This is a genomic window from Alteromonas sp. B31-7 (assembly GCF_015767655.1).
GTDB lineage: Bacteria > Pseudomonadota > Gammaproteobacteria > Enterobacterales > Alteromonadaceae > Alteromonas > Alteromonas australica.
The window spans coordinates 2,725,526-2,748,492 of sequence record NZ_CP065233.1 but is presented as its reverse complement, the minus strand read 5'-3'; the positions used below and the strand labels follow the sequence as shown (position 1 = coordinate 2,748,492).

General features: G+C 45.1%; 21 protein-coding genes and 1 tRNA gene. 11 read left to right on the top strand and 11 right to left on the bottom strand.

Annotation, left to right across the window (positions count from 1 at the left end; translation table 11 throughout):
• Window positions 1-17: 17 nt before the first annotated feature.
• Together IUA53_RS11760 and IUA53_RS11755 are read right to left on the bottom strand one after the other, a co-directional pair.
• Window positions 18-1,763, bottom strand: a complete 1,746-nt coding sequence (locus IUA53_RS11760) for a bifunctional protein-serine/threonine kinase/phosphatase (RefSeq protein ID WP_044446946.1) — start codon at window positions 1,761-1,763, stop codon at window positions 18-20.
• Between the two features lie 41 nt (window positions 1,764-1,804).
• Window positions 1,805-2,653: a formate/nitrite transporter family protein gene (locus tag IUA53_RS11755; protein ID WP_044056760.1), complete on the bottom strand. Its 849-nt coding sequence runs from the start codon at window positions 2,651-2,653 to the stop codon at window positions 1,805-1,807.
• A 659-nt stretch (window positions 2,654-3,312) separates the two neighbouring features.
• Here IUA53_RS11755 and seqA point away from each other — a divergent pair.
• The 7 genes from seqA (at window position 3,313) to IUA53_RS11720 (ending at window position 11,916) form a co-directional block, all read left to right on the top strand.
• The gene (gene seqA / locus IUA53_RS11750; protein WP_044446948.1) at window positions 3,313-3,999 is read left to right on the top strand and encodes a replication initiation negative regulator SeqA; all 687 of its coding nucleotides are present in this window, start codon (window positions 3,313-3,315) and stop codon (window positions 3,997-3,999) included.
• Window positions 4,000-4,029: 30 nt separating this feature from the next.
• The gene (gene pgm, locus IUA53_RS11745; protein WP_044446950.1) at window positions 4,030-5,679 is read left to right on the top strand and encodes a phosphoglucomutase (alpha-D-glucose-1,6-bisphosphate-dependent); all 1,650 of its coding nucleotides are present in this window, start codon (window positions 4,030-4,032) and stop codon (window positions 5,677-5,679) included.
• A gap of 218 nt (window positions 5,680-5,897) precedes the next feature.
• Window positions 5,898-8,375 carry a glycogen/starch/alpha-glucan phosphorylase gene (locus IUA53_RS11740; RefSeq protein ID WP_044056763.1) on the top strand — a complete coding sequence of 826 codons (2,478 nt, stop codon included), beginning with the start codon at window positions 5,898-5,900 and terminating at the stop codon, window positions 8,373-8,375.
• Between the two features lie 276 nt (window positions 8,376-8,651).
• Window positions 8,652-9,953, top strand: coding sequence for a putative bifunctional diguanylate cyclase/phosphodiesterase (locus tag IUA53_RS11735; RefSeq protein WP_044446952.1), 1,302 nt, complete (start codon window positions 8,652-8,654; stop codon window positions 9,951-9,953).
• A gap of 112 nt (window positions 9,954-10,065) precedes the next feature.
• Window positions 10,066-11,106 (top strand): succinylglutamate desuccinylase, encoded by a 1,041-nt coding sequence (gene astE, locus IUA53_RS11730; RefSeq protein WP_044446953.1) that lies wholly within the window; start codon window positions 10,066-10,068, stop codon window positions 11,104-11,106.
• Entirely contained in the window at window positions 11,099-11,509 is a 411-nt protein-coding gene (locus IUA53_RS11725) for an HIT domain-containing protein (protein ID WP_044056766.1), read from the top strand. Before astE ends, IUA53_RS11725 begins: the two co-directional genes overlap by 8 nt.
• 80 nt (window positions 11,510-11,589) lie before the next feature.
• Window positions 11,590-11,916, top strand: coding sequence for a heavy metal-binding domain-containing protein (locus tag IUA53_RS11720; protein ID WP_044056767.1), 327 nt, complete (start codon window positions 11,590-11,592; stop codon window positions 11,914-11,916).
• Between the two features lie 72 nt (window positions 11,917-11,988).
• Here IUA53_RS11720 and IUA53_RS20285 read toward each other — a convergent pair whose 3' ends face one another.
• The 6 genes from IUA53_RS20285 to IUA53_RS11690 all read right to left on the bottom strand — a co-directional run bounded on the left by IUA53_RS20285 (window position 11,989) and on the right by IUA53_RS11690 (window position 15,345).
• Complete coding sequence (locus IUA53_RS20285) at window positions 11,989-12,186, bottom strand: DUF2897 family protein (RefSeq protein WP_044056768.1); 198 nt, start codon at window positions 12,184-12,186, stop codon at window positions 11,989-11,991.
• 7 nt (window positions 12,187-12,193) lie between these two features.
• On the bottom strand, window positions 12,194-12,883 hold the full coding sequence (locus IUA53_RS11710) for a M15 family metallopeptidase (RefSeq protein ID WP_044446954.1): 690 nt from the start codon (window positions 12,881-12,883) through the stop codon (window positions 12,194-12,196).
• A 16-nt stretch (window positions 12,884-12,899) separates the two neighbouring features.
• Window positions 12,900-14,033: a succinyl-diaminopimelate desuccinylase gene (gene dapE, locus IUA53_RS11705; RefSeq protein WP_044446956.1), complete on the bottom strand. Its 1,134-nt coding sequence runs from the start codon at window positions 14,031-14,033 to the stop codon at window positions 12,900-12,902.
• Entirely contained in the window at window positions 14,030-14,374 is a 345-nt protein-coding gene (locus IUA53_RS11700) for an ArsC family reductase (protein WP_044446958.1), read from the bottom strand. The genes dapE and IUA53_RS11700 overlap by 4 nt, the downstream gene beginning before the upstream one ends.
• Before the next feature lie 78 nt (window positions 14,375-14,452).
• The gene (locus tag IUA53_RS11695; protein ID WP_044446960.1) at window positions 14,453-14,956 is read right to left on the bottom strand and encodes a PTS sugar transporter subunit IIA; all 504 of its coding nucleotides are present in this window, start codon (window positions 14,954-14,956) and stop codon (window positions 14,453-14,455) included.
• The gene (locus IUA53_RS11690; RefSeq protein ID WP_044446962.1) at window positions 14,953-15,345 is read right to left on the bottom strand and encodes an ACT domain-containing protein; all 393 of its coding nucleotides are present in this window, start codon (window positions 15,343-15,345) and stop codon (window positions 14,953-14,955) included. Before IUA53_RS11690 ends, IUA53_RS11695 begins: the two co-directional genes overlap by 4 nt.
• Window positions 15,346-15,724: 379 nt before the next feature.
• On the opposite strand from IUA53_RS11690, the gene IUA53_RS11685 reads away from it, so the two are divergent.
• The gene (locus IUA53_RS11685; protein ID WP_044056773.1) at window positions 15,725-16,087 is read left to right on the top strand and encodes a glyoxalase; all 363 of its coding nucleotides are present in this window, start codon (window positions 15,725-15,727) and stop codon (window positions 16,085-16,087) included.
• 71 nt (window positions 16,088-16,158) lie between these two features.
• Here the strand turns inward: IUA53_RS11685 and hppD are convergent, their stop codons facing one another.
• Together hppD and hmgA are read right to left on the bottom strand one after the other, a co-directional pair.
• The gene (hppD, locus tag IUA53_RS11680) at window positions 16,159-17,241 is read right to left on the bottom strand and encodes a 4-hydroxyphenylpyruvate dioxygenase (RefSeq protein ID WP_044446964.1); all 1,083 of its coding nucleotides are present in this window, start codon (window positions 17,239-17,241) and stop codon (window positions 16,159-16,161) included.
• A 279-nt stretch (window positions 17,242-17,520) separates the two neighbouring features.
• On the bottom strand, window positions 17,521-18,816 hold the full coding sequence (hmgA, locus tag IUA53_RS11675; protein ID WP_231401141.1) for a homogentisate 1,2-dioxygenase: 1,296 nt from the start codon (window positions 18,814-18,816) through the stop codon (window positions 17,521-17,523).
• A 389-nt stretch (window positions 18,817-19,205) separates the two neighbouring features.
• On the opposite strand from hmgA, the gene IUA53_RS11670 reads away from it, so the two are divergent.
• The 3 genes from IUA53_RS11670 (at window position 19,206) to IUA53_RS11660 (ending at window position 21,736) form a co-directional block, all read left to right on the top strand.
• Complete coding sequence (locus tag IUA53_RS11670; RefSeq protein WP_044446968.1) at window positions 19,206-20,288, top strand: hypothetical protein; 1,083 nt, start codon at window positions 19,206-19,208, stop codon at window positions 20,286-20,288.
• A 134-nt stretch (window positions 20,289-20,422) separates the two neighbouring features.
• Window positions 20,423-20,499 (top strand) — tRNA-Val (locus tag IUA53_RS11665).
• 178 nt (window positions 20,500-20,677) lie between these two features.
• A complete protein-coding gene (locus IUA53_RS11660) occupies window positions 20,678-21,736 on the top strand; it encodes a cell division protein FtsZ (protein ID WP_196897151.1) in 1,059 nt (352 codons plus the stop codon).
• 46 nt (window positions 21,737-21,782) lie between these two features.
• On the opposite strand, the gene IUA53_RS11655 is transcribed toward IUA53_RS11660, so the two are convergent.
• A complete protein-coding gene (locus IUA53_RS11655; protein WP_196897150.1) occupies window positions 21,783-22,808 on the bottom strand; it encodes a helix-turn-helix transcriptional regulator in 1,026 nt (341 codons plus the stop codon).
• Between the last annotated feature and the right edge of the window lie 159 nt (window positions 22,809-22,967).

The window sequence follows — 22,967 nt, the reverse complement described above, 5'->3', positions numbered from 1 at the left end:
TATGTTGTTAAAGAGCTTTACTGCGAGCTCAGCAAAATTATGGTGACGCAATGACTTATAACTAAAGCAAGGCACAAGCCCTGCCAAAAACGAATAGGGTGCTTTTCGATAAGGGGTAAACGGCCTTTATTTAAGTAAGACGATGTAGGGTTATGAAGGTGGTAAACAAACTCAGAGATAACCTGAAACCGTTTGTCTGGGTTCACCTGCAATGCCCGTTTAAGTGTATCGTCTAACCAAGGGGGGATTTCTCGATGCGATGACAACACACTGTGGTAGCGCAGACGCTGCTGGGCTGAAATCGTGCGCGCCTTGGCCACATTTGTGCCATAAGGAAATCGGCCACTGAGCATGTAATACGTAAGTACCGCTAATGAAAATAAATCAGAGACTTCTCGGCCGGTATCACCGAGAAAATATTCAGGCGCACTGTAAGTGGCGGTACCTAGTACGTGTTGATCGCCATTTTCGTCTTGGTTTAACTCGCTTATTCCTGCCACATAGGCTGCGCCCAAGTCGATAATCGTGCATTTACCGGCGCTATTTATCATGATGTTTTCTGGGCGAATATCCTGATGCAAAATACCTTCACGGTGAATAGCGTTTAAGCCATTGGCTATCTGTTCCACAATATCCCGCACTTGAGAGACGCTCGGTGTAGGGTTATCAACTAACCATTGCGCAAGGGTTTGCCCCTCGACGTATTGAAACACACTATACTGCTGCGTTGGTGCAGTTTTGCGGGGAGGGCTTTTAATCACGTGGGGGTTAGTTATCCGCTTTGCCAGCCATTCTTCAAGGCTAAATAACGTCACTTGCTTTTCACTTTGGGCAAGTTCAGTGGCTAAGGTTTTTATGACTAACCTTTCTTGTGTATTTGTCTCTTTAGCTAAATACAAAGCACTGCGTGCAGATTGATACAGTAACCTTTCTATAAGGTAACCATCTAAATTTGCGCCTTCCTCTAATGCGTTCGCCAAAGGGAGTGGGGTGTCTTCTATCGCGAGCGGCGCGTTAGCCAGTTGATCAATTGTAATCACCTGACAAGTCAGGTTGTCATCACTTTTATTCGCGGTTGCACAATCTACAATACGTTCGGCAGTGGTGTTATTGAGAGACTCCCCGAGCACCACTTCGCCTAATTGATGTGCTGGCACAAATTCATGCACGCCATCTGTCATCATGACCAGGGTGTCTTTTGTTTCTAACCCAATGCTGTGGTATTCAATATCCAGTTTTGATTTGAACCCTAAGGCATTCGCGAGAAAGCTACCACCATGCTCGCCTACCGTGCGGTGGGCGGACGTAATAATGTCATAATTATCTGCTTTAAAAATACCAATACATGCATCGCCCACGTGAAAAATATGGGCGTTGTTTCCCTTAATAATGATCACGGAAAAGGTACATACATACCCTCTATCTGGCGAGTAGCAATAAGGGCTATCTTGAGTACGTCGATAAAGGGTGGCGTTGATATTGCGAATCACCATGGTCGCGCTTTGAATGACTGTCCAGGTATCTGGCGTGAGATAGTAACTTTCTAAAAACGTTTTCACAGCGAGGTCGCTCGCGACTTGGCTTACCGAACTGCTGCTGATCCCATCTGAGAGGACAAAGCAATGGCCTTTTAATTGCTGGCTAAGGTTTGATGTAACTGCTGCGACATCAATAATATGACAGCCACAGGCATCTTGATTAATTGGTTTAGCGCCTGCGCTAGAATATTCGCTGTAGGTAAGTGTGGTGAGTTGGTTTTTCATAAGTAAAAACCGCCAGCGAATGGCCGGCGGTTATCTGAGCGTTAAACTACCGCGGCTTTAGTCGCAGGTTTACCTGCTACCGGAATTTTGCGCTTAGGTGCAGTTTTCACGTGGGTGGTATAAATGGTTAAGCCAGTGAAGGCTAAGCCGCCAACCAGGTTCCCCAAGGCTGTAGGAATCTCATTCCATACGAAGTAATCCATCACTGAGAAGTCACCGCCCATGATTAAACCAAATGGAAACAGGAACATGTTCACAACCGAGTGCTCAAAACCCATAAAGAAGAACAGCATGATAGGGAACCACATTGCCAACACCTTGCCACTTACATGTGTTGAAATCATCGCGCCCACAACGCCTAATGACACCATCCAGTTACATAGCATTCCGCGTATAAAGATGGTGATCCAGCCAGCCACGCCGTGTTCAGCGTAACCTAAGGTTCTTGCTTCACCAATGCTGGCTACCTTAGTGGCAATAGCGCCGCCATCGACGTTGTAGCCCATGGTGAAAATGTACGACATCATAAAGGCCACGGTGAGTGCGCCTGCAAAGTTACCCAAGAAAACAAACCCCCAGTTACGGAGAATTTGTGAGGGCGTTACGCCGGGCCGCTTCGCTAACCACGCCAGTGGCGTTAACATGAAAACACCGGTGAGTAGGTCGAAGCCCATTAAGTACAGCATACAAAAGCCGATGGGAAAGAGAACGGCGCCAATGAGGAACACCCCTGTTTGCACGGCAACGGTAATAGCAAAGACAGCCGCTAGAGCCAATATAGCACCAGCCATAAATGCGCGAATGAGAGTGTCTCGGGTAGACATGTAAATTTTAGCTTCACCTGCATCTACCATTTTTGTGGCAAATTCAGCGGGTTGTAAATACGCCATAGTTAATTACCTTTGTTGTTGTTCAGTTAAATGTCAGTCACTGCCGTTTTCACCTGCCTAAAACGAAAAAAGACGTCCACAGCGCTCTTCAATGAAGAAAAGTGCTATGGACGTCTTTATCCGAATAAACAAATTGTGAATGCACGTACTACGGGTGACCAGTGCAGATTCCTCATGTAGCCGCTGTTACTTACATCGATGTAAGCACTTACGTCATTGTAAGTCAGTGCGAGTACAAGTGATTATTACTAAGCGAAATTAATGCCATCGCCATTAACTTTATATTTATTCTTTTTATTTCAATTGGTTGCATTTGTGATGTCTGCGATGGAAACAAGGCGAGGACAGCCGCTCTTTTCGAACTTGGTGCAAAATTAGCCTTGACTGCACCAATATGAACACATAAATAACGTCAAGGAAGCAAAGCTGACTTGCCGCTGACGAGGGGGGAAGTGCAAAGCACTTATGAATATCGTCATGGTATTTTCTAAAACGTCCTGGCACTGAGTTACATGTTATTGTCATGTTTAATACGCATAATCTTCAATCCAAGGTGAATCGGTTTTCACCTAATGGATAAAATACTCACCAGATCATAAATAGTGCTGCGTTAGCGAGTTGGGTTGTCTATAATGGTGCCTCATGTTAAGGAAGTAGTTATGAAAAGCATTGAAATAGATGACGATTTATATGCATTTATCGCTAGCCAAACCAAGCATATTGGCGAGAGTGCATCACAAATTCTTCGTAGGTTATTGTTGCCTGAAGATGGCGCAGCGGTAAATACACCACAAGCGACACCCGCAGCACCTAAGGTAGAAACGGCTAAAGCCACGGAGGCAGTAAAGCCTGCACCCGCCGTTAAGAAAACGACTGCGGCTGCGCCAAAGCAGCCCACAAAAACGGCAGCCCCAGCGAGAACGCCGAAGGTAGCAGCCACGGCTAAGCCATCTCCGCAAGCGCCTGTTTCAGAAGATATTCAAACGCACAAGAAAAACGATATTGTCGATGCGGTGTCACAGGATGCGCTTGCAACCTTCACCAAGCGCGTTGATCAATTCTTGTTTATCTTAAGTGCAGCGCACAAACTCAACGCGAACAGCTTTAGTCAGGTTGAGTCTATTGTGGGTAAAAACAGAACTTACTTCGCAAAAAGCAAAGAAGCTTTGCTTGAAAATGGCAGCAGTACCAATCCGAAAGCCATACCTGATAGCGACTATTGGGTTGTGACTAACAACAATACGGCAAAGAAAGTAAACATGCTGGAACAAGTTTTGCGTAAACTGGGTTACGCACCAGAGGTAGTTGAAACGGTGGTGAACCGATTTGCACCGGAAGGTAAATAAAAACAGTCAATACTGAATAAGGACGATTTCATGGCATTACATCCGCAAGCAGGTAAAGCTGCCGCTCCCGAACAACTTATCAATGTTGCCGCATTGGTAAGTCAATATTACAGCTATAAGCCAGACGCTTCTGCACCCGGTGAAGCGGTAAGTTTTGGTACATCAGGGCACCGAGGCAGCGCGGCTAATTTTACTTTCACTGATACTCACATTGCGGCAATTTGCCAAGCTTTGGTTGAGTACAGAGAGCAAGAAGGTATTACGGGCCCACTTTACGTAGGTAAAGATACCCACGCCTTGTCGGAACCGGCCATGATAACGGCAATAGAAGTGCTAGGTGCTAACGGGGTTGATGTTATTATTCAGCGCAGTGACAACGAAAGTATGGGGTACACGCCTACACCGGTTATTTCTCGTACCATTATTCGACACAACCGCAATAGCAGTGATAAAGCCGATGGTGTTGTGATTACACCGTCACACAATCCTCCAGAAGATGGGGGCTTTAAGTATAACCCTCCCCATGGCGGCCCAGCCGACAGCGACGTCACCAAACAAATTCAAGATCGCGCAAATGCGCTTATTGCTGATGGAAATGTGGCAGTAAAACGGGTAGATATTCGCCAAGCCAAAGCACGAGGCTTGGTGCGCGAAGAAGATTTTATGGAACCCTACATCGACGATTTGGCCAGCGTGATAGATATGCAAGCCATTGCCGATGCCAACCTTAAACTTGGCACCGATCCCCTAGGTGGTGCGGGAGTAGGTTACTGGTCTAAGATTGCAGAAAAGTATGGCCTGAACATTACCGTTGTTAATCAAGCGGTCGATCCCCAATTCGGTTTTATGCGCAGAGATAAAGACGGCAAATTACGTATGGATTGCTCAAGCGCGTATGCCATGGCTGGATTAATTGAATTAAAAGATGATTTTGATTTAGCTTGGGGCAATGATCCTGACTTTGATCGCCACGGCATTGTGTGTCCAAGCGCAGGTTTAATGAACCCCAATCATTACCTTGCGGTGGCAATTCAATACCTTTATACCCATCGTCCTCAGTGGCCACAGAGCCTAAATATTGGTAAAACACTGGTGTCTAGCAGCATGATAGACAGGGTTGCAAAAAGTCTAGATAAGCCACTTGCTGAAATGCCGGTAGGCTTCAAATGGTTTGTTGAAGGTTTGTCGCAAAGCAAAATTGGCTTTGCCGGAGAAGAAAGTGCTGGGGGGATTTTTCTACAGCGCGACGGCGAAACTTGGGCAACAGATAAAGACGGGTTTATTCTTTGTTTACTTGCGGCGGAAATCACGGCAGTGACAGGAAAAGATCCGGGTGAACACTATAAAGGATTAACGGAACAATTTTCTGCTCCCGTATATAGCCGCGTAGATGTTGCTGCAACATTGGAACAGAAACAAAAACTATCCGCCATGGACGCCTCTGTGATAACCAGCGATACCCTTGCCGGTGAACCCATTCTTGCTGTGCAAACCCATGCTCCAGGCAACAACGCAGCAATTGGTGGCGTGAAGGTCTCTACGGAAAATGGCTGGTTTGCTGCGCGTCCTTCTGGTACCGAGCAAATCTATAAAATTTATGCTGAAAGCTTCAAAGGTGAAAGTCACTTACAAGAATTGATTGCTGAAGCCGAGGCACTAGTAGGTAAAATCATCAAATAAGGTTAAAAAATAACCTAGCTAATCGATGTTTTGTAATAAATATGTTAAAAATCGACTGAATGCATACGAATTCAGTCGATTTTTTCGTTTTTTAACCAAATTATCACAACAATATCGTTTAAGTGCTGCTATATTGCTCTCATGTGACGTGCTATTTATGTAATTTAATTACATGTTGGCGTGATGGAAAACCTTCTCTGATAGAGTGAGACCGCACAATGAACGCTAAAGCGAACAACACCCAATCTCCCGCAAAAATTGACAAATCTGACTTCAAAGCCGCTGTAGTCAAGCACCTTCACTGTACCTTGGGTACGGATGAAAACAAAGCGAACAATCACGCTTGGTGGAAGGCCACCTGTGCCGCAATGCAAGAGCATGTGTTAGAGGGGTTACGTAAAACACAGAAAACCCACTATCTTAACGACACCCGCGCTGTGCACTACTTTTCTGCAGAATTTCTTATGGGGCGTTTGCTGTCAAACAACCTGCAAAACTTTGGTCTTTTTGAGGTAGCCAGTGGGGCACTAAAAGAACTTGGTGTTGAGCTGACTGACATCATGGAGCAAGAGCCTGATATGGCATTAGGCAACGGCGGCCTTGGTCGTCTTGCCGCGTGTTTTATTGATTCTTTGGCCACCATGGAGTTACCGGCAATTGGATACGGTATTCACTACGAGCATGGTTTATTCCGACAAGAAATTAAAAGCGGCGCGCAGATAGAGCGTCCAGACAGTTGGCGCGATTATGGTAACCCTTGGGAAATTTGCCGACCAGAGTCTATTCAAGAAGTCTCTCTATTTGGTTATGTTGAAACCAAATATGGCGAAAATGGCAGAGTGCTTAAAGAATGGCATCCTGGTTCTATCGTAAAAGGGGTGCCTTGGGATATCCCAGTGGTGGGATATGAAGGCAAAACTGTGAATGTACTGCGTTTATGGCAGTCAGAAGCCTCTGATTATTTCAACTGGGATGTCTTTAACGCGGGGGGATACGTGGATGCACAACGAGAAAATGTGCAGGCTGAAACCATCTCGAAAGTGCTTTACCCCAATGATGAAACCGAAGCGGGTAAAGAATTACGTCTTATACAACAATACTTCTTTTGCTCGTGCTCACTGAAAGACATTATTCGTCGTTACAAGCGTGCTCATGGTGATGATTGGAGCCGTTTTGCTGACCAGGTGGTGATTCAACTTAACGATACTCACCCAGCCATTGCCATCCCAGAGCTTATGCGAATTTTAGTAGATAGAGCTGAGTTAGATTGGGATCAAGCCTGGGGCATTTGTACACAAGTGTTTGCTTACACGAACCATACGCTATTGCCAGAAGCGTTAGAAAAATGGCCTGCTCGCATGATTGAAAAAATTCTGCCTCGTCATTTAGAAATTATCTATGAAATTAACCACAGATTTATGGCTGAGGTTGACAAAAAGTGGCCTGGCGACAACGCCATGAAAGCCAAACTGTCTATAATCGAGGAAGGCCATGAAAAGATGGTGCGCATGGGCCACTTGTCTGTTATCGGTTCTTTCGCCGTGAATGGTGTGGCCGAAATGCACTCTCGCTTAGTGAAGTCTTCTCTGTTTCCTGAGTTTGACGAATTATACCCGGGCAAACTCACTAACGTGACCAACGGCATCACGCCAAGACGATGGCTGAAGGCGTGTAACCCGTCACTTTCTAAACTGATTGATAAGAAGATTGGCGTAGACTGGCCTAAAGATTTGTACAAGTTAGAAGGGTTAGCCAAATTTGCGTCTAACAAAACCTTCCAAAAGCAATTCATGAAAGTAAAGTTAGAAAACAAAGAATTGCTGGCTGAAGAAATCCGTCAATCGTTGGATTTAGAAGTGGACGTTAATGCCATTTTTGATGTGCAAATTAAACGTCTGCATGAATACAAGCGTCAGCACTTGAACCTACTTCATATCATGGCTTTGTACCGTCGTATTCTTGAGAACCCAGACTACGATATGCACCCAAGAGTATTTATTTTCGGTGCAAAAGCGGCGCCGGGTTATAAGTTAGCGAAAGACATTATCTATGCCATCAACAAGGTAGCAGATAAAATTAACAACGACCCTCGTGTGAATAACAAAATTAAGGTGGTTTTCTTACCGAATTACCGTGTGTCTTTGGCAGAGAAAATGATTCCTGCGTCAGATGTGTCTGAGCAAATTAGTACCGCGGGTAAAGAGGCATCAGGTACAGGTAACATGAAGTTGGCGCTTAATGGGGCCGTGACTATCGGTACGCTAGATGGTGCAAATGTGGAAATTGCAGAGGAAGTAGGCGACGATAATATCTTCATCTTTGGCCTTACCGTTGAAGAAGTGAATGAGCTTAAAGCCAAGGGCTATAACCCTCTTGATTACTACTATAAAGATCCTGAAATTAAAGCGGTATTGGATTGGTTAGAAACGGATTACTTCACGCCGGGTAAGCCAGGCGCGCTGGTCTCTATTAAACAAAGCCTATTGGATCATGGCGACCCTTACATGGTTTTGGCGGATTACAGAAGCTATTCTGATGCACAAATTGCCGTAGATGAAGCCTATAGAGATAAAGAACGCTGGGCTGAAATGGCAATTATTAATACGGCGAAGATGGGTAAATTTACGTCAGATCGCTCCATAAAAGATTACGTCGATAGAATTTGGAAGCTTTCGCCGTGTAAGATTGAGAACTAATCGCACATTTAGGTATCTAAAGGCTCAGAAGTGTTACGCTTTCTGAGCCTTTTTCTTTTGTGGGCTAAGGGTTGACGCACCTTGGGTTAGCCAATGAGGTGCCCACATTTGGCCTTAACAGAAAGTAAATGATGCGTTTAGTTAAGTAAAACTTCAAAAATTTATAAGTAGGTATTAAAAAACATACTCTTTTATGCGCCCGGTGAGTAGTCAGGCAAGACAGAGTTTTCTACACTAGCTCGACACCTAGCCGCCGTTTTGTGCAAGGATACAATTATGAGCCGAATGCATTCGACTTTGGCAACCATTCCCAATCGTTACGCCTTTATCAACACCATCGACGCCTCTGCAAATCAGTGTCATTCTTTGTCACTTATGCTTATCGATATCGTGCGATTTTCCGATGTCACAACGAGTCTGGGTATCACCGTGGGTGATAGGTTCTTGCTAGAGATTGCAAACAGGCTTCACGTACTTTTCAACAAGGAAGTGCGTATTGGAAGAATAAGTGGCGATGTTTTTGGCGTAGTGTTCCTTAATACCTCAAATGCAACGTTTCTTCGCGATATGTTTGAGCGACTAGTGGAGCATTTCAAAACACCTATGTATCACGACGAGCATGCCTTTATTGCAGACTTTAATGTCGGCGTGGTGCAGGGGCGGTGTGACGAGTTTGAAATTACAGCATTTGTTTCTCGTGCTGAAGCGGCCTTAAAACAAGCAAAAGAAAATAAGTACGAAAATTACTACGCTTTAAGCATGCATGATAAGACCGAAACCGGTCGTAGTTTAGCGCTAAAAGCCGACCTCAAACGGGCATTATCACAAAACGAGCTAGAGCTGTACTACCAACCAAAGGTCGATCTAAATACCTTGAACGTTATTGGTGCAGAATGTTTATTGCGTTGGAATCATCCGCTCGATGGCGTGTTGTTCCCCGGGCCGCTCATTGAAGCAGCCGAATCGTATAACATGATGAATGAATTGGGTTATTGGACACTAGAGCAAGCGTTTAGAAGCTTGGTTGAATTGGAAAAGCACGGTCTGCCTATTACACTCTCTGTCAATATCTCGCCAACCCAATTATACGACAATCACTTATTGCCTTCGTTAAAGCTGCTTAGCGAAACATACAGTATGCCGCTGAATCGCGTCGAGCTTGAATTAACAGAAGACGTCGCCTTGTCAAATTCCTTGATGGTGAAAAAGCAACTAGATGAGCTAAGGGCTATGGGGATCGCGATCTCGGTGGACGATTTTGGAAAAGGGTATTCCAATTTAGCTTACATACGAGACTTAGATCTCACCGCCCTTAAAATTGACAAAACCTTTGTGATGGAGCTAACTGATCATCCAGTCAACCGTGCCATTATCGAAGCGGCAAATATCATTGGGAAGGCGAAAGGCTGTGCCGTTATCGCCGAAGGCGTAGAAACCATAAAGCAATTGCATATTTTGCGTGAAGTTGGCGTGCGCCAAGGGCAAGGCTACTTGTTTTCTAAGGCCGTTCCTTTAGGGAGTTTCATTCAATTAGCGCAGCGAGATATTATTGTTGGCACGTCACCTCGCCAAGCCTAACAGTATATTGTATTGAAAAACTAAAAATGGGTTGTGATTAAAACCGTCAAACGTGCAATAGTCCCCGCAAGTCGCTAGACTATCGCCATTCGCAACACGTATGGCTTAATTGATGCAACAACTTATACAACACGGTGAGTTTCTTTCACTCTCTCGAACCGAGCCTCAGCGCTTTCAAACCCCTATTCAATTTGAACTCGATAATCACACGAAAGTTGCTATCTCTGCGCCAGGGATTATTGAATTCACGCCCCTTTCTTCAGACAACATAAGCACTAAGCATATTGTTTTATCTTGCGGTGTTCATGGCAACGAAACGGCACCAATAGAAATGTGCGATGACTGGGTTAAGTCAATTCTTACAGGGCGGCTTGAAGTGACCCATCGCGTTTTGTTTTTGTTTGGTAATTTACCTGCAATGGATATTGCCAAGCGGTTTGTTGAAGAAAACATGAACCGCCTGTTTAGTGGTGCTCACTCGGAAGGCGAGGGCTGTAACAATATAGAAAGACAGCGCGCAAAAGCATTGGAAGAGGCAATAAACCAGTTTTTCGCTCATGCACAAGCCGACGAACAGAAATTCCACTACGATTTACACACCGCAATACGAAGCTCTAAAAACGAGAAGTTTGCGGTTTACCCTTATTTGCACGAGAGGCGCTACAGCAAAGGGCAGCTCGCTTTTCTGGCGGCCTGCGGGGTAAAAACAATTCTACTTTCAGAAAACCCAACGACTACCTTTAGCTATTTTTCGTCACGCCAGCACGGTGCTCATGCATTCACCGTGGAGCTAGGTAAAGTGCGCCCGTTTGGTGAAAACGATATGTCACGGTTTACGCTAGCGAAAGAGGCGATAACGTCACTGATTAGTCGCGAAGATTTTTCACCGCAAGTGTCTATGGATGAATTGGATATTTTTCGGGTGAATCAAGTGGTGATCAAAAACGCAGATGACTTTACCTTGCACTTTGACGACGACACGCCCAATTTTACCGATTTTACAAAGGGCACTGTGCTTGCTTCTGAGTCAGGTAAAACCTATGTCGCACAGCAAGACGGTGAAGCGATTGTTTTTCCTAATGCTGACGTGGCGATTGGTCAACGGGCTATGCTTACCGTGGTCCCCACCAAGCTGGAGACGCTAGATGTTTAAGTTAGATGAGCGGTTAGATAAAGATACCTTTTTTATAAGTGACTTACCTTTGTGCCGCGTCTTGTTGATGAACGACAACCAGTTCCCGTGGTTAATCTTAGTGCCTCGGGTAGCCGATGTGGCAGAGATTATTGATTTAGATGAAGCCCAGCAACAGCAGTTTTTAAAAGAGTCTGGATTTGTAAGCCATGTACTAAAACAAAAAACACAGTGCGATAAACTTAACGTGGCAGCCCTTGGCAATATGGTGAAGCAACTGCATATTCACCATGTAGCAAGGTTTACCCATGATGTGGCTTGGCCTAAGCCCGTTTGGGGCAATCAACCAGCATGCCCTTACCACATCGAAAAGGCTAGTGTATTAATATCTACTTACAGAGAATCTCTCGCACTTTTCTATTGAGCTTGCTAGCCTAACGTTAATTTACTCTACTTTTTTACATAGTCTGAAAAAGTAGTGGCGTTTAACAAAGGAGTTTGTTTATGATTATTTCTACTACGCCTTCATTGCAAGGTCAGAAAATAGATGAGTATTGCGGCATTGTGGTTGGCGAGGCTGTCATGGGCGCCAATATCTTCAAAGATTTGTTTGCGTCTATCCGCGATATCGTGGGCGGCCGTTCGGGTTCTTATGAAGAAGAGCTTACGCGTGCAAGAAAGCTGGCGTTCAATGAAATTGAGCACGAGGCAAGAAGCATGGGGGCAAACGCAGTGGTGGGAATTGACTTAGACTACCAAGTTATTGGCGATAAAGGCAGCATGCTGATGGTCAGCATCAGTGGTACCGCGGTGAAGACCTCACCATTGTAACCCTTACAATACACTATCTGCGGCTAAATGCCGCAGAAAGGCGAGGGAAATGGCGGATTTCCCTCGCTTGACTTACCACTCGTCTTCTTCGTCATCGAACCCTTTTTTTGCTTGCCCGTTTCCGTTTTTATTGTTGTCTTTGTGTTTCTGGGTTTGATCTTTCACTTCTTGCGGGAATTTAAACTTCGCGCTGTATTTTAGTAGGGTGATATTGCCAATCACCACGCCTAATACCAATACAATGATAACAACGACCCAAGTGGTATCCATGTGCGTATTACTCTCCCAAATTTAGAATGTAGCGACGGTAAATCATGTGGATGTGGTCAAGCACGGTGCTTTTGCCCTCAAGATCGCTATTTTCAATGGCCGTGACTAGGCTTGCTAGGTTTCTTTGTTTTTCAAACAAATTTGCACTGTCGGCATGGGATAAATGCCAGGGTTCGCGAGCCACGCCACCGCAATAGCGCGCAAAAGGTAAAGTGAAGCCATAGTGCGCCATGTTTTCATTTAACCACTGCGCCAACGGATAGCAAGGGCCATCAGCGGCGTATTCCGTTTCAACCAATTGAAAGTCGCCATCCCATTGGGATACCGCGGCTTTATCATAAACGTCAATATCAGACCCCCAATGGTGGCGACTGCCGCCCGGTAACGCTGACCACATTAAAATAGCATGCAGTTTTTCTACGTTGCTTAAACGTTCAGGGTTTAACGGTACGCCATAGATATCAAGAAGCTTCGCTTCTCCTCGCCACTTTCTATTCCAAATGAGGCACTGTCGTTCAAAACTGCGGTAGCTACTCACCAATTGTAAGTCTATACCTTCTTGCTTGGCATCCTGCTGCATGGCGCTAAATGCGTCTAATACAGCGGGGAGAAGTAAATGGCCGTTGCCGGCGTCCATCAGTTGGTGAGGCGATATGCCTAACCAACGAGATGAAGAGTATGAAAGGTGGGTTAACATGATATTGGGGCTGAGACTAGGCGAGTAATCGCACAAGAATGCCGTAATAAATATCAGCAAGTTGCTCTAAATCCGACATTTTTACGCATTCATCAATTTTGTGGATAGTCGCATTTACCGGGCCAAGCTCAATCACTTGCGCACCTGTAGGTGCTATAAAGCGTCCGTCAGACGTACCACCTGCCGTAGACAATACAGTGGGCTCTCCTTTAACCGCTAAAATGGCTTCTTGGGTAGCATCTAGCAATGCGCCAGTATCGGTCAAAAACGGCTGTCCGTTGAATGTCCATTTAATGTCGTAATCGAGTTCATGCTTATCTAAGATATGGGTAACACGCTCAATTAACTGTTTATCGGTAACTTCGGTAGAAAAACGGAAGTTAAAACATACCTGAAGTTCACCAGGAATGACGTTTCCTGCCCCTGTACCACCGTGAATATTCGAGATTTGAAAGCTGGTGGGCGGGAAAAACCCATTGCCATCATCCCAGTGAGACTGAGCAAGTTCAGTCAGTGCAGGGGTGGCAAGGTGAATAGGGTTGCTGGCCAAGTGAGGGTAGGCCACATGCCCTTGAATACCTTTCACGGTTAAATCACCAGTTAACGAGCCTCGTCGTCCATTTTTAACAATGTCACCCACTTCTGTGGTGGAAGAGGGTTCACCAACAATACACCATGTAATTTTCTCATTGCGGGCTTCTAGCGTATCAATAACGCGGGTGGTGCCATTAATAAATGGGCCTTCTTCGTCGCTGGTAATCAGATACGCAATACTGCCCTTATGGGCAGGATAATCCCGCACAAACTCTCTTGTTGCCACAAGCATTGCCGCGAGGCTTCCTTTCATATCGGCTGCGCCGCGCCCATGCAAGAATTCGCCTACTTCAGTTGCGGTAAATGGCGGCGTTTTCCAGGCATCTTCTGGGCCGCTAGGAACAACGTCAGTATGCCCTGCAAAGCAAAACACTGGGCCTTCATTACCCCGGCGAGACCACAAATTAGTGGTATCTTCAAACACCATGGTTTCATTATTAAAACCTAGTGTAGAAAGAAACGCTTTCATCGCTTCTTGGCAACCTTCATCTTCGGGTGTGACCGAGCGGCGATTCATTAAATTCTTTGCAATATCGATAACGGTATCGTTAATCAAAATATGTCCTCATACTGCGCAGGTTTAAAACCAATGTGAAAGGTGCCATTGTGAAGCAAAATAGGGCGTTTAACCATGGCAGGGTGGGTTTCTAGAAGCGAAAGCGCTTTTTCTTTATCTAAATTGGCTTTATCAGCATCATCAAGTTGGCGGTAGGTGGTGCCGCGTTTATTTAGCATCACTTCCCAACCCAATGCGCTTTCAGCAGTGGTGAGGAACGCCGCTGAAATGCCATCTTTTCTATAGTCGTGAAACACAAAATCAATGTTGTGTTCAGCTAACCATTTCTTTGCTTTTTTTATGGTATCGCAATTGGCTATACCGTAAAGCGTCGTGCTCATAATATGTCTATCCTGAAGGTGTAAAATGTGATTTATGTCTTGGCGACCTACCTATTTTACTTACGTTAATAGGTGCATTTATAAAAAAAGCGTGAAGAGACTGTCTTGCATGCCGTCAACGTATTTTTGTTGTGTAGGCAGCAGCCCCTTCAAGGCCTGCGCATTTAATACCGACATTATACAAATATTTGCCACGCCTTGTTGCTTCAACCATGCAGAATTTACAGAAAATAGCAGGCTACCCTTATTTATTTTATCGCCTTGTTTAACCTCACACTGAAATTTCTCACCCAATAACCCATTCGTTTGCTCGCCAAACTTAACGATGCATTTTAATCCAAACGTCGACCTCAGGGTAATGGCGTAATTGAGGGGATCCACAGCAAGAATAGTTCCTTCGAATGGGGCGCGGGCTTTGCTTTCGGAAGTTTGTATGGCGAAGCCAGGACCCCACGCGCCCTTTGCAAAGAGGGGATCAGAGAGTGTGGACAAGCTCGCACATTTCCCAGACACGGGGGCCGCAATGGGAATGGCGCGTTGAAAAGAGTCTGGCGCCTCTACAAGCAATTTATCTGTGATCAAGACACCATTCCTCTTACTGAATATCCCGCCTTCACCAAGGCTTTTTGCGCATCGTTGAGTTTATTTTCTTTCACAAGGAAAAAGTCGGTTTCAAAAGTAGAAACCACGAAAATAGACACTTTGGCTTTTGCTAATACCGCGCCTATTTGCGCCATAATGCCCACCATTGAAAGATGAAGTGGGCCAATAAGTTCAAGTGCTTTCCAATTTTCGTCGCTTTCAAGGGAGTCTATGGAGACCGAATCAGGCACCACAATCGACAGTTCATCTTGGGTTTTGCCGAGAAAAAATAATGGGCTTTTGAGCACCTCAGCAGGTATATCACTGTCGCCATCTAAACTGTGAATGGTAAAAGATTGAGGGAGCACCTCTAGGGTTTGTTTGGGCATGAAAAACCAAGGAAATGTTAACGAAGTAAAGTATCCACATTAAACCACCATCTGTGACTAACTGCCAAGTGTTATCCACTTAATCTGTGGATAAGTTTGTTGAGTAGTTTGGGGCTTAATTATAAGTGCATGAAAATAAACAAATAAATAAACTGTACAAACAATAGCCAGTGGATAACATTCACTGTATTGCAAGCATTTTCCACAACCGCTGTCTATACAATTTTGTGAAAATGTTCTTCTATTTTTGAATTTCTTTTCTTGACAGTGCGTATTTTTTGTCGACGAAATAGGCCTAAAAGGGGTAGGGTTTATAATTGTAAAACCGATTGTTAATAAGCAAATCGAAAGACACAACGATAAAAATAAGGTGACGACAATGAGCGATAGTTTATGGTGCGACCTCACCACTGAAAAGGCAGATACATTAGCTGATTACTATGTTGAAGTGATGGGATGGAAAAAAGAAGCCATCGACATGGGCGATTACAACGATTACGTGATGATGAAAGCAGACGGTACCCCAGCGGGGGGTATCTGTCATAAAAAAGGCTGTAATGAAAACATGCCGAATGGATGGATCCCCTATTTTACCGTGAGCCATCTAGATACGGCATTGCAAAAAAGTCAACGTTTAGGCGGCACCCTGGTAGGGAAAATTAGACAGTTTGGCGAAGATAGGTTTTGTATTGTGACGGATCCCGCGGGGATAAGCTGTGGTTTGTTTGAAAAAAACAGCTAAGCGCGGCAACCCAATTCGCCGTGAATATCAGTACGGCCAATTGGGTCTGCACGAAAAAAGGTAAGGCTGGGTTAACTGGCTTTATCTTTTAACACACCTCGGCTTAGTTGGTCGCGTTCGATGGACTCAAACAAGGCTTTAAAATTCCCTTCACCAAATCCATCATCTTGTTTCCGCTGAATAAACTCAAAAAATACGGGGCCAAACACGGTTTCTGAAAAGATTTGAAGAAGCAGCCTAGGTTCGCCATTTTCCGTCGTGCCGTCTAATAAAATGCCTCTAGCCTGTAATTCGTCAACGGGCTCACCATGGCCGGGCAGGCGTTCTTCTAACATTTGGTAGTAGGTATCTGGAGGCGGTGTCATAAACTTCATGCCTTTGGCTTTTAGTTTATCTAAGCACGCAGGCAAATCGTCACAAGCGAAGGCAATATGTTGAATACCTTCTCCATTATATTGCATTAGAAATTCTTCTATTTGGCCACCCCCACCCACGGCTTCCTCGTTAAGAGGAATACGAATTTTACCATCTGGCGCCGTCATGGCTTTGGATAGTAGGCCGGTATACTCACCTTTAATATCAAAGTAACGAATTTCGCGGAAATTAAATAAATCAGTATAAAAGTTAGCCCAATACTGCATTCTGCCCCGGTAAACGTTATGAGTAAGGTGATCTAAGGTATGAAAGCCACACCCTGTTGGGTAACGGTCTACCCCTTCAATCCAATGAAAATCAATATCATAAATGGTGTTCTCGCCTTCGTACCTATCAATGAGGTAGAGCATGGCGCCACCTATGCCCTTAATCGCTGGCAGTTTGAGTTCCATGGGGCCGGTATAAGTATCCATAGGCTGGCCACCCCGGCTGAGCACCTCACTGTAAGCATGTTGTGCGTCTTTCACTCTAAACGCCATACCGCATGCAGATGGGCCATGTTCTTCCGCGTAATAACCCGCGTGGCAGTGCTTTTCGTAATTGCTCAGTAAGTTGATGTCTCCCTGGCGCCAGAGTTCTACATCTTTTGATTTATGCCGCGCTACGCGGGTAAAGCCCATGGCCTCGAAAATAGGCTCAAGTATCCCTTTTTCAGGGGCGGTAAACTCTAAAAATTCAAAGCCATCAAGCCCAATAGGGTTTTCGAATAAGTCAGCCATTACATCCCTCACATTTTTATGTGCTTACCCTAATAAGCTTTCATTTAGGGTTTATGCTTAATTTGTGAAAATATTGTAAACACGAGCAGGTTCACTCAGCAATGGTGGAAGAGCAATAGGAATAGTGAGAGTACGGCACCAAGTGTAACGAATAGTTTTCAGTTCAGAAAAATCCGTATTAAACTTCCAGAGTGATCGTTTAACTTATTGAAATTTAAGTGCTATTTCTGTATTTTAAAACGCGCAAGTGTGCAGTAAAGCGTACAGTGCATGTACGCGCTACTCAGGTTGCCCGGTAAATTGCTTTTTCAATCCCTTCCAACAGTTTATGTAGTCGGTTTGTCGGCAGGGGGTGTTCAATGCAAAAGGCGTGGGCTTAATCACTAAACTCGATTCCAACATAAACGCCAGGGTATCTTTGTATCTTTGAGGGGTCAGCGTATCTTGGGTTGCTTTATTAAACACGGCGGCCTCAGGGCCATGGGGCGTCATACAGTTGTGAAGGCTAGCGCCTCCAGGTTCAAACCCTTTTTCTTTCGCATCATAGGCGCCTTTAATTAAGCCCATAAACTCACTCATGATATTTCTGTGATAATACGGTGGCCGAAAGGTGTGCTCTGCAACCATCCACCTTTCAGGAAAAATAACAAAATCCACGTTTGCTGTGCCCTCATGGGCAGACGGCGAGGTTAATACGGTAAAAATAGAGGGGTCGGGATGATCAAAACTCACTGAATTAATCACGTTAAACGCGTTCAGGTTGTACTTGTAAGGCGCAGAATTACCCACCCAAGCCACCACATCAAAAGGAGAATGAAGCAAAGTGGCTTGATACAGCTGACCGTCAAATTTAGTGACTAACGTATGTGGACTGTCGTTATCTTCAAACCAGGCCACAGGATAGTGAAAATCACGCTGATTAGCGTAGCCATTTGCCCCCACAGGCCCGCGTTCTGGCAGCGTGAAAGGTTGCCCGTAGTTTTCACACACATAGCCGCGGCAATGTTCAGAGCTAACGTCTATTGAGAATTTTACGCCTCGTGGAATAACGGCAATTTCCTCCGGCTCAAGGCTAAGCCTGCCGAACTCCGTTTTAATCAACATTTCCCCGTGTTGAGGGATAATTAATAACTCCCCATCAGCATTATAAAAGGCTTTCTTCTCCATATTGGCATTTGCACTGTAGAGGTGTATCGCCATGCCGATGTGAGTATGCGCACTGCCATTCGCCGCCAGGGTAGTTAACCCGTTTACAAAATCAGTGGGTTCATCTGTAAAAGGGAAGGGGCTCCAGCGCATTGCATTGGGTGGGCAAGGTGTTGTATGAGGGGCTGTGACGATGTTACCTAAAGCCATAGGCTCAAAGTCTGACATGGCAACAGAAGGGTGCAGTCTGTATGTCCAACTACGCCTATTGCTTGCCCTTGAAGCCGTAAAAGCTGTAGTACTGAGTTGTTCCGCATACAAGTTATACTCCACCTTTTGCGGGCTAAACTGCCCCATAGGTAACGCACCTGCTAAGGCCTCTGTTTCATGTTCATTATTAAAACCTGTTAGGTATTGCAGTTTTGCCACAGACGGCTCCTTAAACACCTTTACCGCCTTCATGGTTTGTTCGAACGTAGCTTGATGTAAAGAAGGGAGGCGGTAAGTCTGGTTATGATGTGGTTAATAGGCAAAAGAGTAGAGAAGGTGAAAAGGTAAATCAATTGTTAACGTGCATATGATAGGTATTGCTTTAGATTACGGTGTTCTAGAAACTTTACGTTGCAGTTGGGCAGGGTTAACACCGTGTTGAGCTATGTTGTATCAAGCCGGCGGAATAAGCGCAGCAGAAAGCATAGAAAGAAATGGCTTGGTTAAACCATAAGCACGATGATTTCTGTTAAATTGGTGTGAAGTTATTACTTTTCTATAAATTACTGGTAAATTGTGCACCACGGTGAACAAATTAGGGTAATTCGTTGGTTCCTTTAGATATTTACGCAGGTGAAGCGGCGCGCGCTAGAATCCAAAAAGAGGGGTTTTCGCCACAACTGTTTCAGTATTTTCTTGGTGCCTCTGGTGGGCCAAAATGGTTTTCATTGGCGGGGTTAGACCGGGTACTATTTCCAGAATGGTTTGCTGGCATTCACCACCAAGTACAAGTCATAGGCTCTTCTGCTGGCGCATTTAGAGCCATGTGTGCCGTACAGCAAGATCCCCTTGTGGCTATTAATCGCTTAGCCAGTGCCTATTCCACCACCACCTACTCAAGCAACAAGCCTACTCCACGAGAAATCACCGCCAAAGCCTTAGATCTTCTCACTTATATGATTGACGATGAAGGCAAGAAAAGTGCGCTGGAAAATGACAGATTCAAAGCGCATTTAATTGTAGCAAAATGCCTAGGTGCCACTCGCTTTGAAGGTAAATTTCAACAATTACGCGGCCTTGCTATGAGCGCGGCAACAAACACCATAGGCCGTAAGCATTTGGCAAAGTTGTATACCCGCTATGTATTTTCATCGCCAGGTAGTAACCTAAGCATAAGCGATCCCTATCATCTACCCACGCAGTATCATCTGTTAACCGAGGGTAATATACATGCGGCTTTATTGGCCTCAGGTTCAATACCAGTGGTCATTGAAGGTGTGACAGACATAGAAGGCGCCCCCCCTGGCATGTATAGAGACGGGGGCATTATCGACTACCATTTCGATATATCCCTTGGCCCTGAAGATGGATTAGTGCTGTATCCCCATTTTTACAACAAGCCAATACCGGGATGGTTCGATAAGGGCTTAAAACGTCGCGTTCCTCATAAGAGCAGTTACGACAACGTAGTAATGATGGTGCCCTCACAAGCATTTATCGCCAGCCTACCTTTTGGCAAAATTCCCGATAGAAAAGATTTTGAAGTACTAGACGCCCCAGCCCGAATCGCATATTGGCAAACCGTGCTGAGTGAAACAGACAGATTAGGCGAGTACTTTATGAAAATAGCGGGAGATGGCAGTATTGTGGATAAAATACAGCCATTCACGTTTGCCCAGCGTGGGGGCTAATTCGTCTATTTGGTTGCTTATTAGGCACTTGAATGCCACGGCGTGAATTTTTTCTTGCAGCCAGCGCGCTGCATCAGTATTATACGCGCCGTTGCTACAACTCGACACCCTCATGGTTGTTAGCATTTCAATTTGCGTCTATAGCTCAGTTGGTTAGAGCGCTACCTTGACATGGTAGAGGTCCCCTGTTCGAATCAGGGTAGACGCACCACTTCTTCTATACTCAGTTTTCATCATATCTCGGCGGCGCAATTACCTATTGTTCGTGGCGAGCTTTATTGCGTTTGTTCAGTTAGCGTCGTTAATTTTCTTCTAATACACCGAGTGCGTCACATTTTGTCGTATCCATGCTTCATGCTTATTAAAGGTGAGCCATTACGAGTAAAAGCATGGAAAACGTTCAAACCAGTCAAATCAATATTCACGTCATCGGTGTAGGTGGCTGCGGTGGCAACGCGGTAACAAATATGGCCAGTCTGTGCTCTCACGAACGTATCAGATTCAGTTCAATTAATACAGATATCGCCGCTTTACATCGATGTCATAACCATGAAGTGGTGTTAATTGGTGAGGGCACCACTAAGGGGTTTGGCGCGGGCGCTGATCCTGAGGTGGCAAGGCGCGCTGCGAGTCAAAGTGAGGCCGCGCTACAAGTGCTTATTGAGGGAGCTGACCTTATTATCATTGTTGCAGGGTTAGGTGGAGGAACGGGAAGTGGTGCTTCTCCAGTTCTTATTGACTTAGCCAAAGAGAATGAAATTGATGTCATGTGTTTTGTCACTCTCCCCTTTAAAACTGAAGGAGGGCTGAGAGTGGATATTGCTGAGCACGCGCTAGCGGAAATACGTAGCAAAGCAAACGCAACGCTTGTGATGTCTAACGATTCATTGATATCGGCCTTGGATGAAACTGTAGGCTTGCTTTCTGCTTTTCGCCATTGCGATGCCCAAATGCATAGCATAGTGGAAGCCATCATCGTGATGTTAACAAACACTGGGTACATCAACGTCGATATCAATGACTTCAGTCACATTCTCTCCTTAGAGGGTGACACCGCCTTAGGTGTTGGCATAGCAGAGGACGACAGTTCATTGAGCAGTGCACTTAAGCATGCGTTAGAAAACCCGCTGGTTGATAAGCAAAACATAATGGGGGCGCAGGGGGTTATCGCACAGCTAACCTGCAGAGAAGAGCCGAGTTTGGCTATGTATGAAGAAATGCTAGCCACGCTTCAATTACTCGTAGATGGGCCCCAAACTCTCATTATTACTGGCGTGACTTTATCCCCCGAGCTACCACATTTTGGTGAAGTGTTAATTATCGCAACAGGGGTGCCTGTGGAGAAACAGCAATTTGACCAAGAGAAAAATGTGATACCGATGAAGCACGCATCTGGCTACCTTGAAATTCCAACGTACTTAAGGCTTCGAGGAAAAGAGCTGCTATGACGCTGATTGCGCCCGAGCATTAGGCCGCTTTATCGTTGATAGCCGTTTAACTACTGCTATCAACGTCTCCCAAATAAGTCATATGCAGTGTGCTCGACAGCGCTTTGAAGTATTGCCGTAACTTTTGCGGCGCAATAACTTCAATGTTGTCACCTAAGCCTCTTAAAAATGCGCGCAGTTTATTGGTATCTTCAACTGTAGCGGTTAACCGCGATTTATCAGCCTGGTTTGACGGAGTAATAACCTGATCATCGCTTAGCCTATAGCCGTGAAGTAAAAATAGGGCGTTGTTATTCACGCGTAGCTCTAGCTGTATGTTTTCTTTATTTTTGGCTGTTAATGTCTGAATATTTTCCAACTCGCCAAAGGCTTGTTGGCAGTCTTCATCAGTTACGGTAACGTTTCTAATGAATTGTAGCGGTAAAGCGTAGCGCCTTTTGTGCAGCGCGCCGAAGGTGCATACAAATAGTTGTCGGCCATCTTGCTTAACCAACCCCATGGGGTTAACCCTGTCGTAGTGCTTCCAAACCATGTCAGTGCTACCGCTAAATATACGTTTAATATCAGCAGAAATTTGCTTCTTAAAGAAGATGGCGCTTTTCAACCGTTCAAAGGAAGTGGCATCTATTTCTGGCGGTATAAGTGGTTGAGAAATTTGGGAGTCGGCCACCGATCTTAACCAATGCGTTAGCAAAGATTCGCTGTCTTGCTCAAGTACCTGAGACGCTTTTGCAAAATAGGGCTGCATTTCTTTTAACGTAGAATTAGGAAGCGTTGCGCCTGACTGCTCTAGCACTTTAAAGGCTAACGCGGTATTGCCATCCATTAAGCTTACATTGAGCTTTTTAAAATTAGCGTTGATAAACCAGCCGTAAGGTTTGGAGCGTTTATCAACGTCTAGACCAAAAAGCCCAATGTTTTCTAAGCTCACTAGGTCTCGTTGAACCGTGCGCATGTCGATATTATGATGCCCACAGTTTTGAAGGTTCTCGAATATTTGCCGACTTGATACCTTTCTAGGCGCAAACGGCACGAATTGGAGAATGTCTAACTTGCGTTGAAATGCACTCATTGTGGTGAACTGACTTTTACGTGAGTAACTTCACGATATCATAGAGATAGGGTGCGACAAAAAGTGTCGCACACTTGATGCGCGTTTTAGTTCATTTCAAATAAACGTGGCGCATTGCGGTGAACTTCATCTAAATTTGCATTGTTTAGGGTTATTGGC

Coding starts and splice junctions, on each gene's coding strand:
- IUA53_RS11685 (WP_044056773.1), top strand. CDS start 15,725: ATGAGCGATAGTTTATGGTGCGACCTCACCACTGAAAAGGCAGATACA.
- IUA53_RS11755 (WP_044056760.1), bottom strand. CDS start 2,653: ATGGCGTATTTACAACCCGCTGAATTTGCCACAAAAATGGTAGATGCA.
- seqA (WP_044446948.1), top strand. CDS start 3,313: ATGAAAAGCATTGAAATAGATGACGATTTATATGCATTTATCGCTAGC.
- IUA53_RS11735 (WP_044446952.1), top strand. CDS start 8,652: ATGAGCCGAATGCATTCGACTTTGGCAACCATTCCCAATCGTTACGCC.
- IUA53_RS20285 (WP_044056768.1), bottom strand. CDS start 12,186: ATGGATACCACTTGGGTCGTTGTTATCATTGTATTGGTATTAGGCGTG.
- IUA53_RS11725 (WP_044056766.1), top strand. CDS start 11,099: ATGTTTAAGTTAGATGAGCGGTTAGATAAAGATACCTTTTTTATAAGT.
- IUA53_RS11740 (WP_044056763.1), top strand. CDS start 5,898: ATGAACGCTAAAGCGAACAACACCCAATCTCCCGCAAAAATTGACAAA.
- IUA53_RS11760 (WP_044446946.1), bottom strand. CDS start 1,763: ATGAAAAACCAACTCACCACACTTACCTACAGCGAATATTCTAGCGCA.
- IUA53_RS11720 (WP_044056767.1), top strand. CDS start 11,590: ATGATTATTTCTACTACGCCTTCATTGCAAGGTCAGAAAATAGATGAG.
- IUA53_RS11660 (WP_196897151.1), top strand. CDS start 20,678: ATGGAAAACGTTCAAACCAGTCAAATCAATATTCACGTCATCGGTGTA.
- IUA53_RS11700 (WP_044446958.1), bottom strand. CDS start 14,374: ATGAGCACGACGCTTTACGGTATAGCCAATTGCGATACCATAAAAAAA.
- IUA53_RS11690 (WP_044446962.1), bottom strand. CDS start 15,345: ATGCCCAAACAAACCCTAGAGGTGCTCCCTCAATCTTTTACCATTCAC.
- astE (WP_044446953.1), top strand. CDS start 10,066: ATGCAACAACTTATACAACACGGTGAGTTTCTTTCACTCTCTCGAACC.
- hppD (WP_044446964.1), bottom strand. CDS start 17,241: ATGGCTGACTTATTCGAAAACCCTATTGGGCTTGATGGCTTTGAATTT.
- pgm (WP_044446950.1), top strand. CDS start 4,030: ATGGCATTACATCCGCAAGCAGGTAAAGCTGCCGCTCCCGAACAACTT.
- IUA53_RS11655 (WP_196897150.1), bottom strand. CDS start 22,808: ATGAGTGCATTTCAACGCAAGTTAGACATTCTCCAATTCGTGCCGTTT.
- IUA53_RS11710 (WP_044446954.1), bottom strand. CDS start 12,883: ATGTTAACCCACCTTTCATACTCTTCATCTCGTTGGTTAGGCATATCG.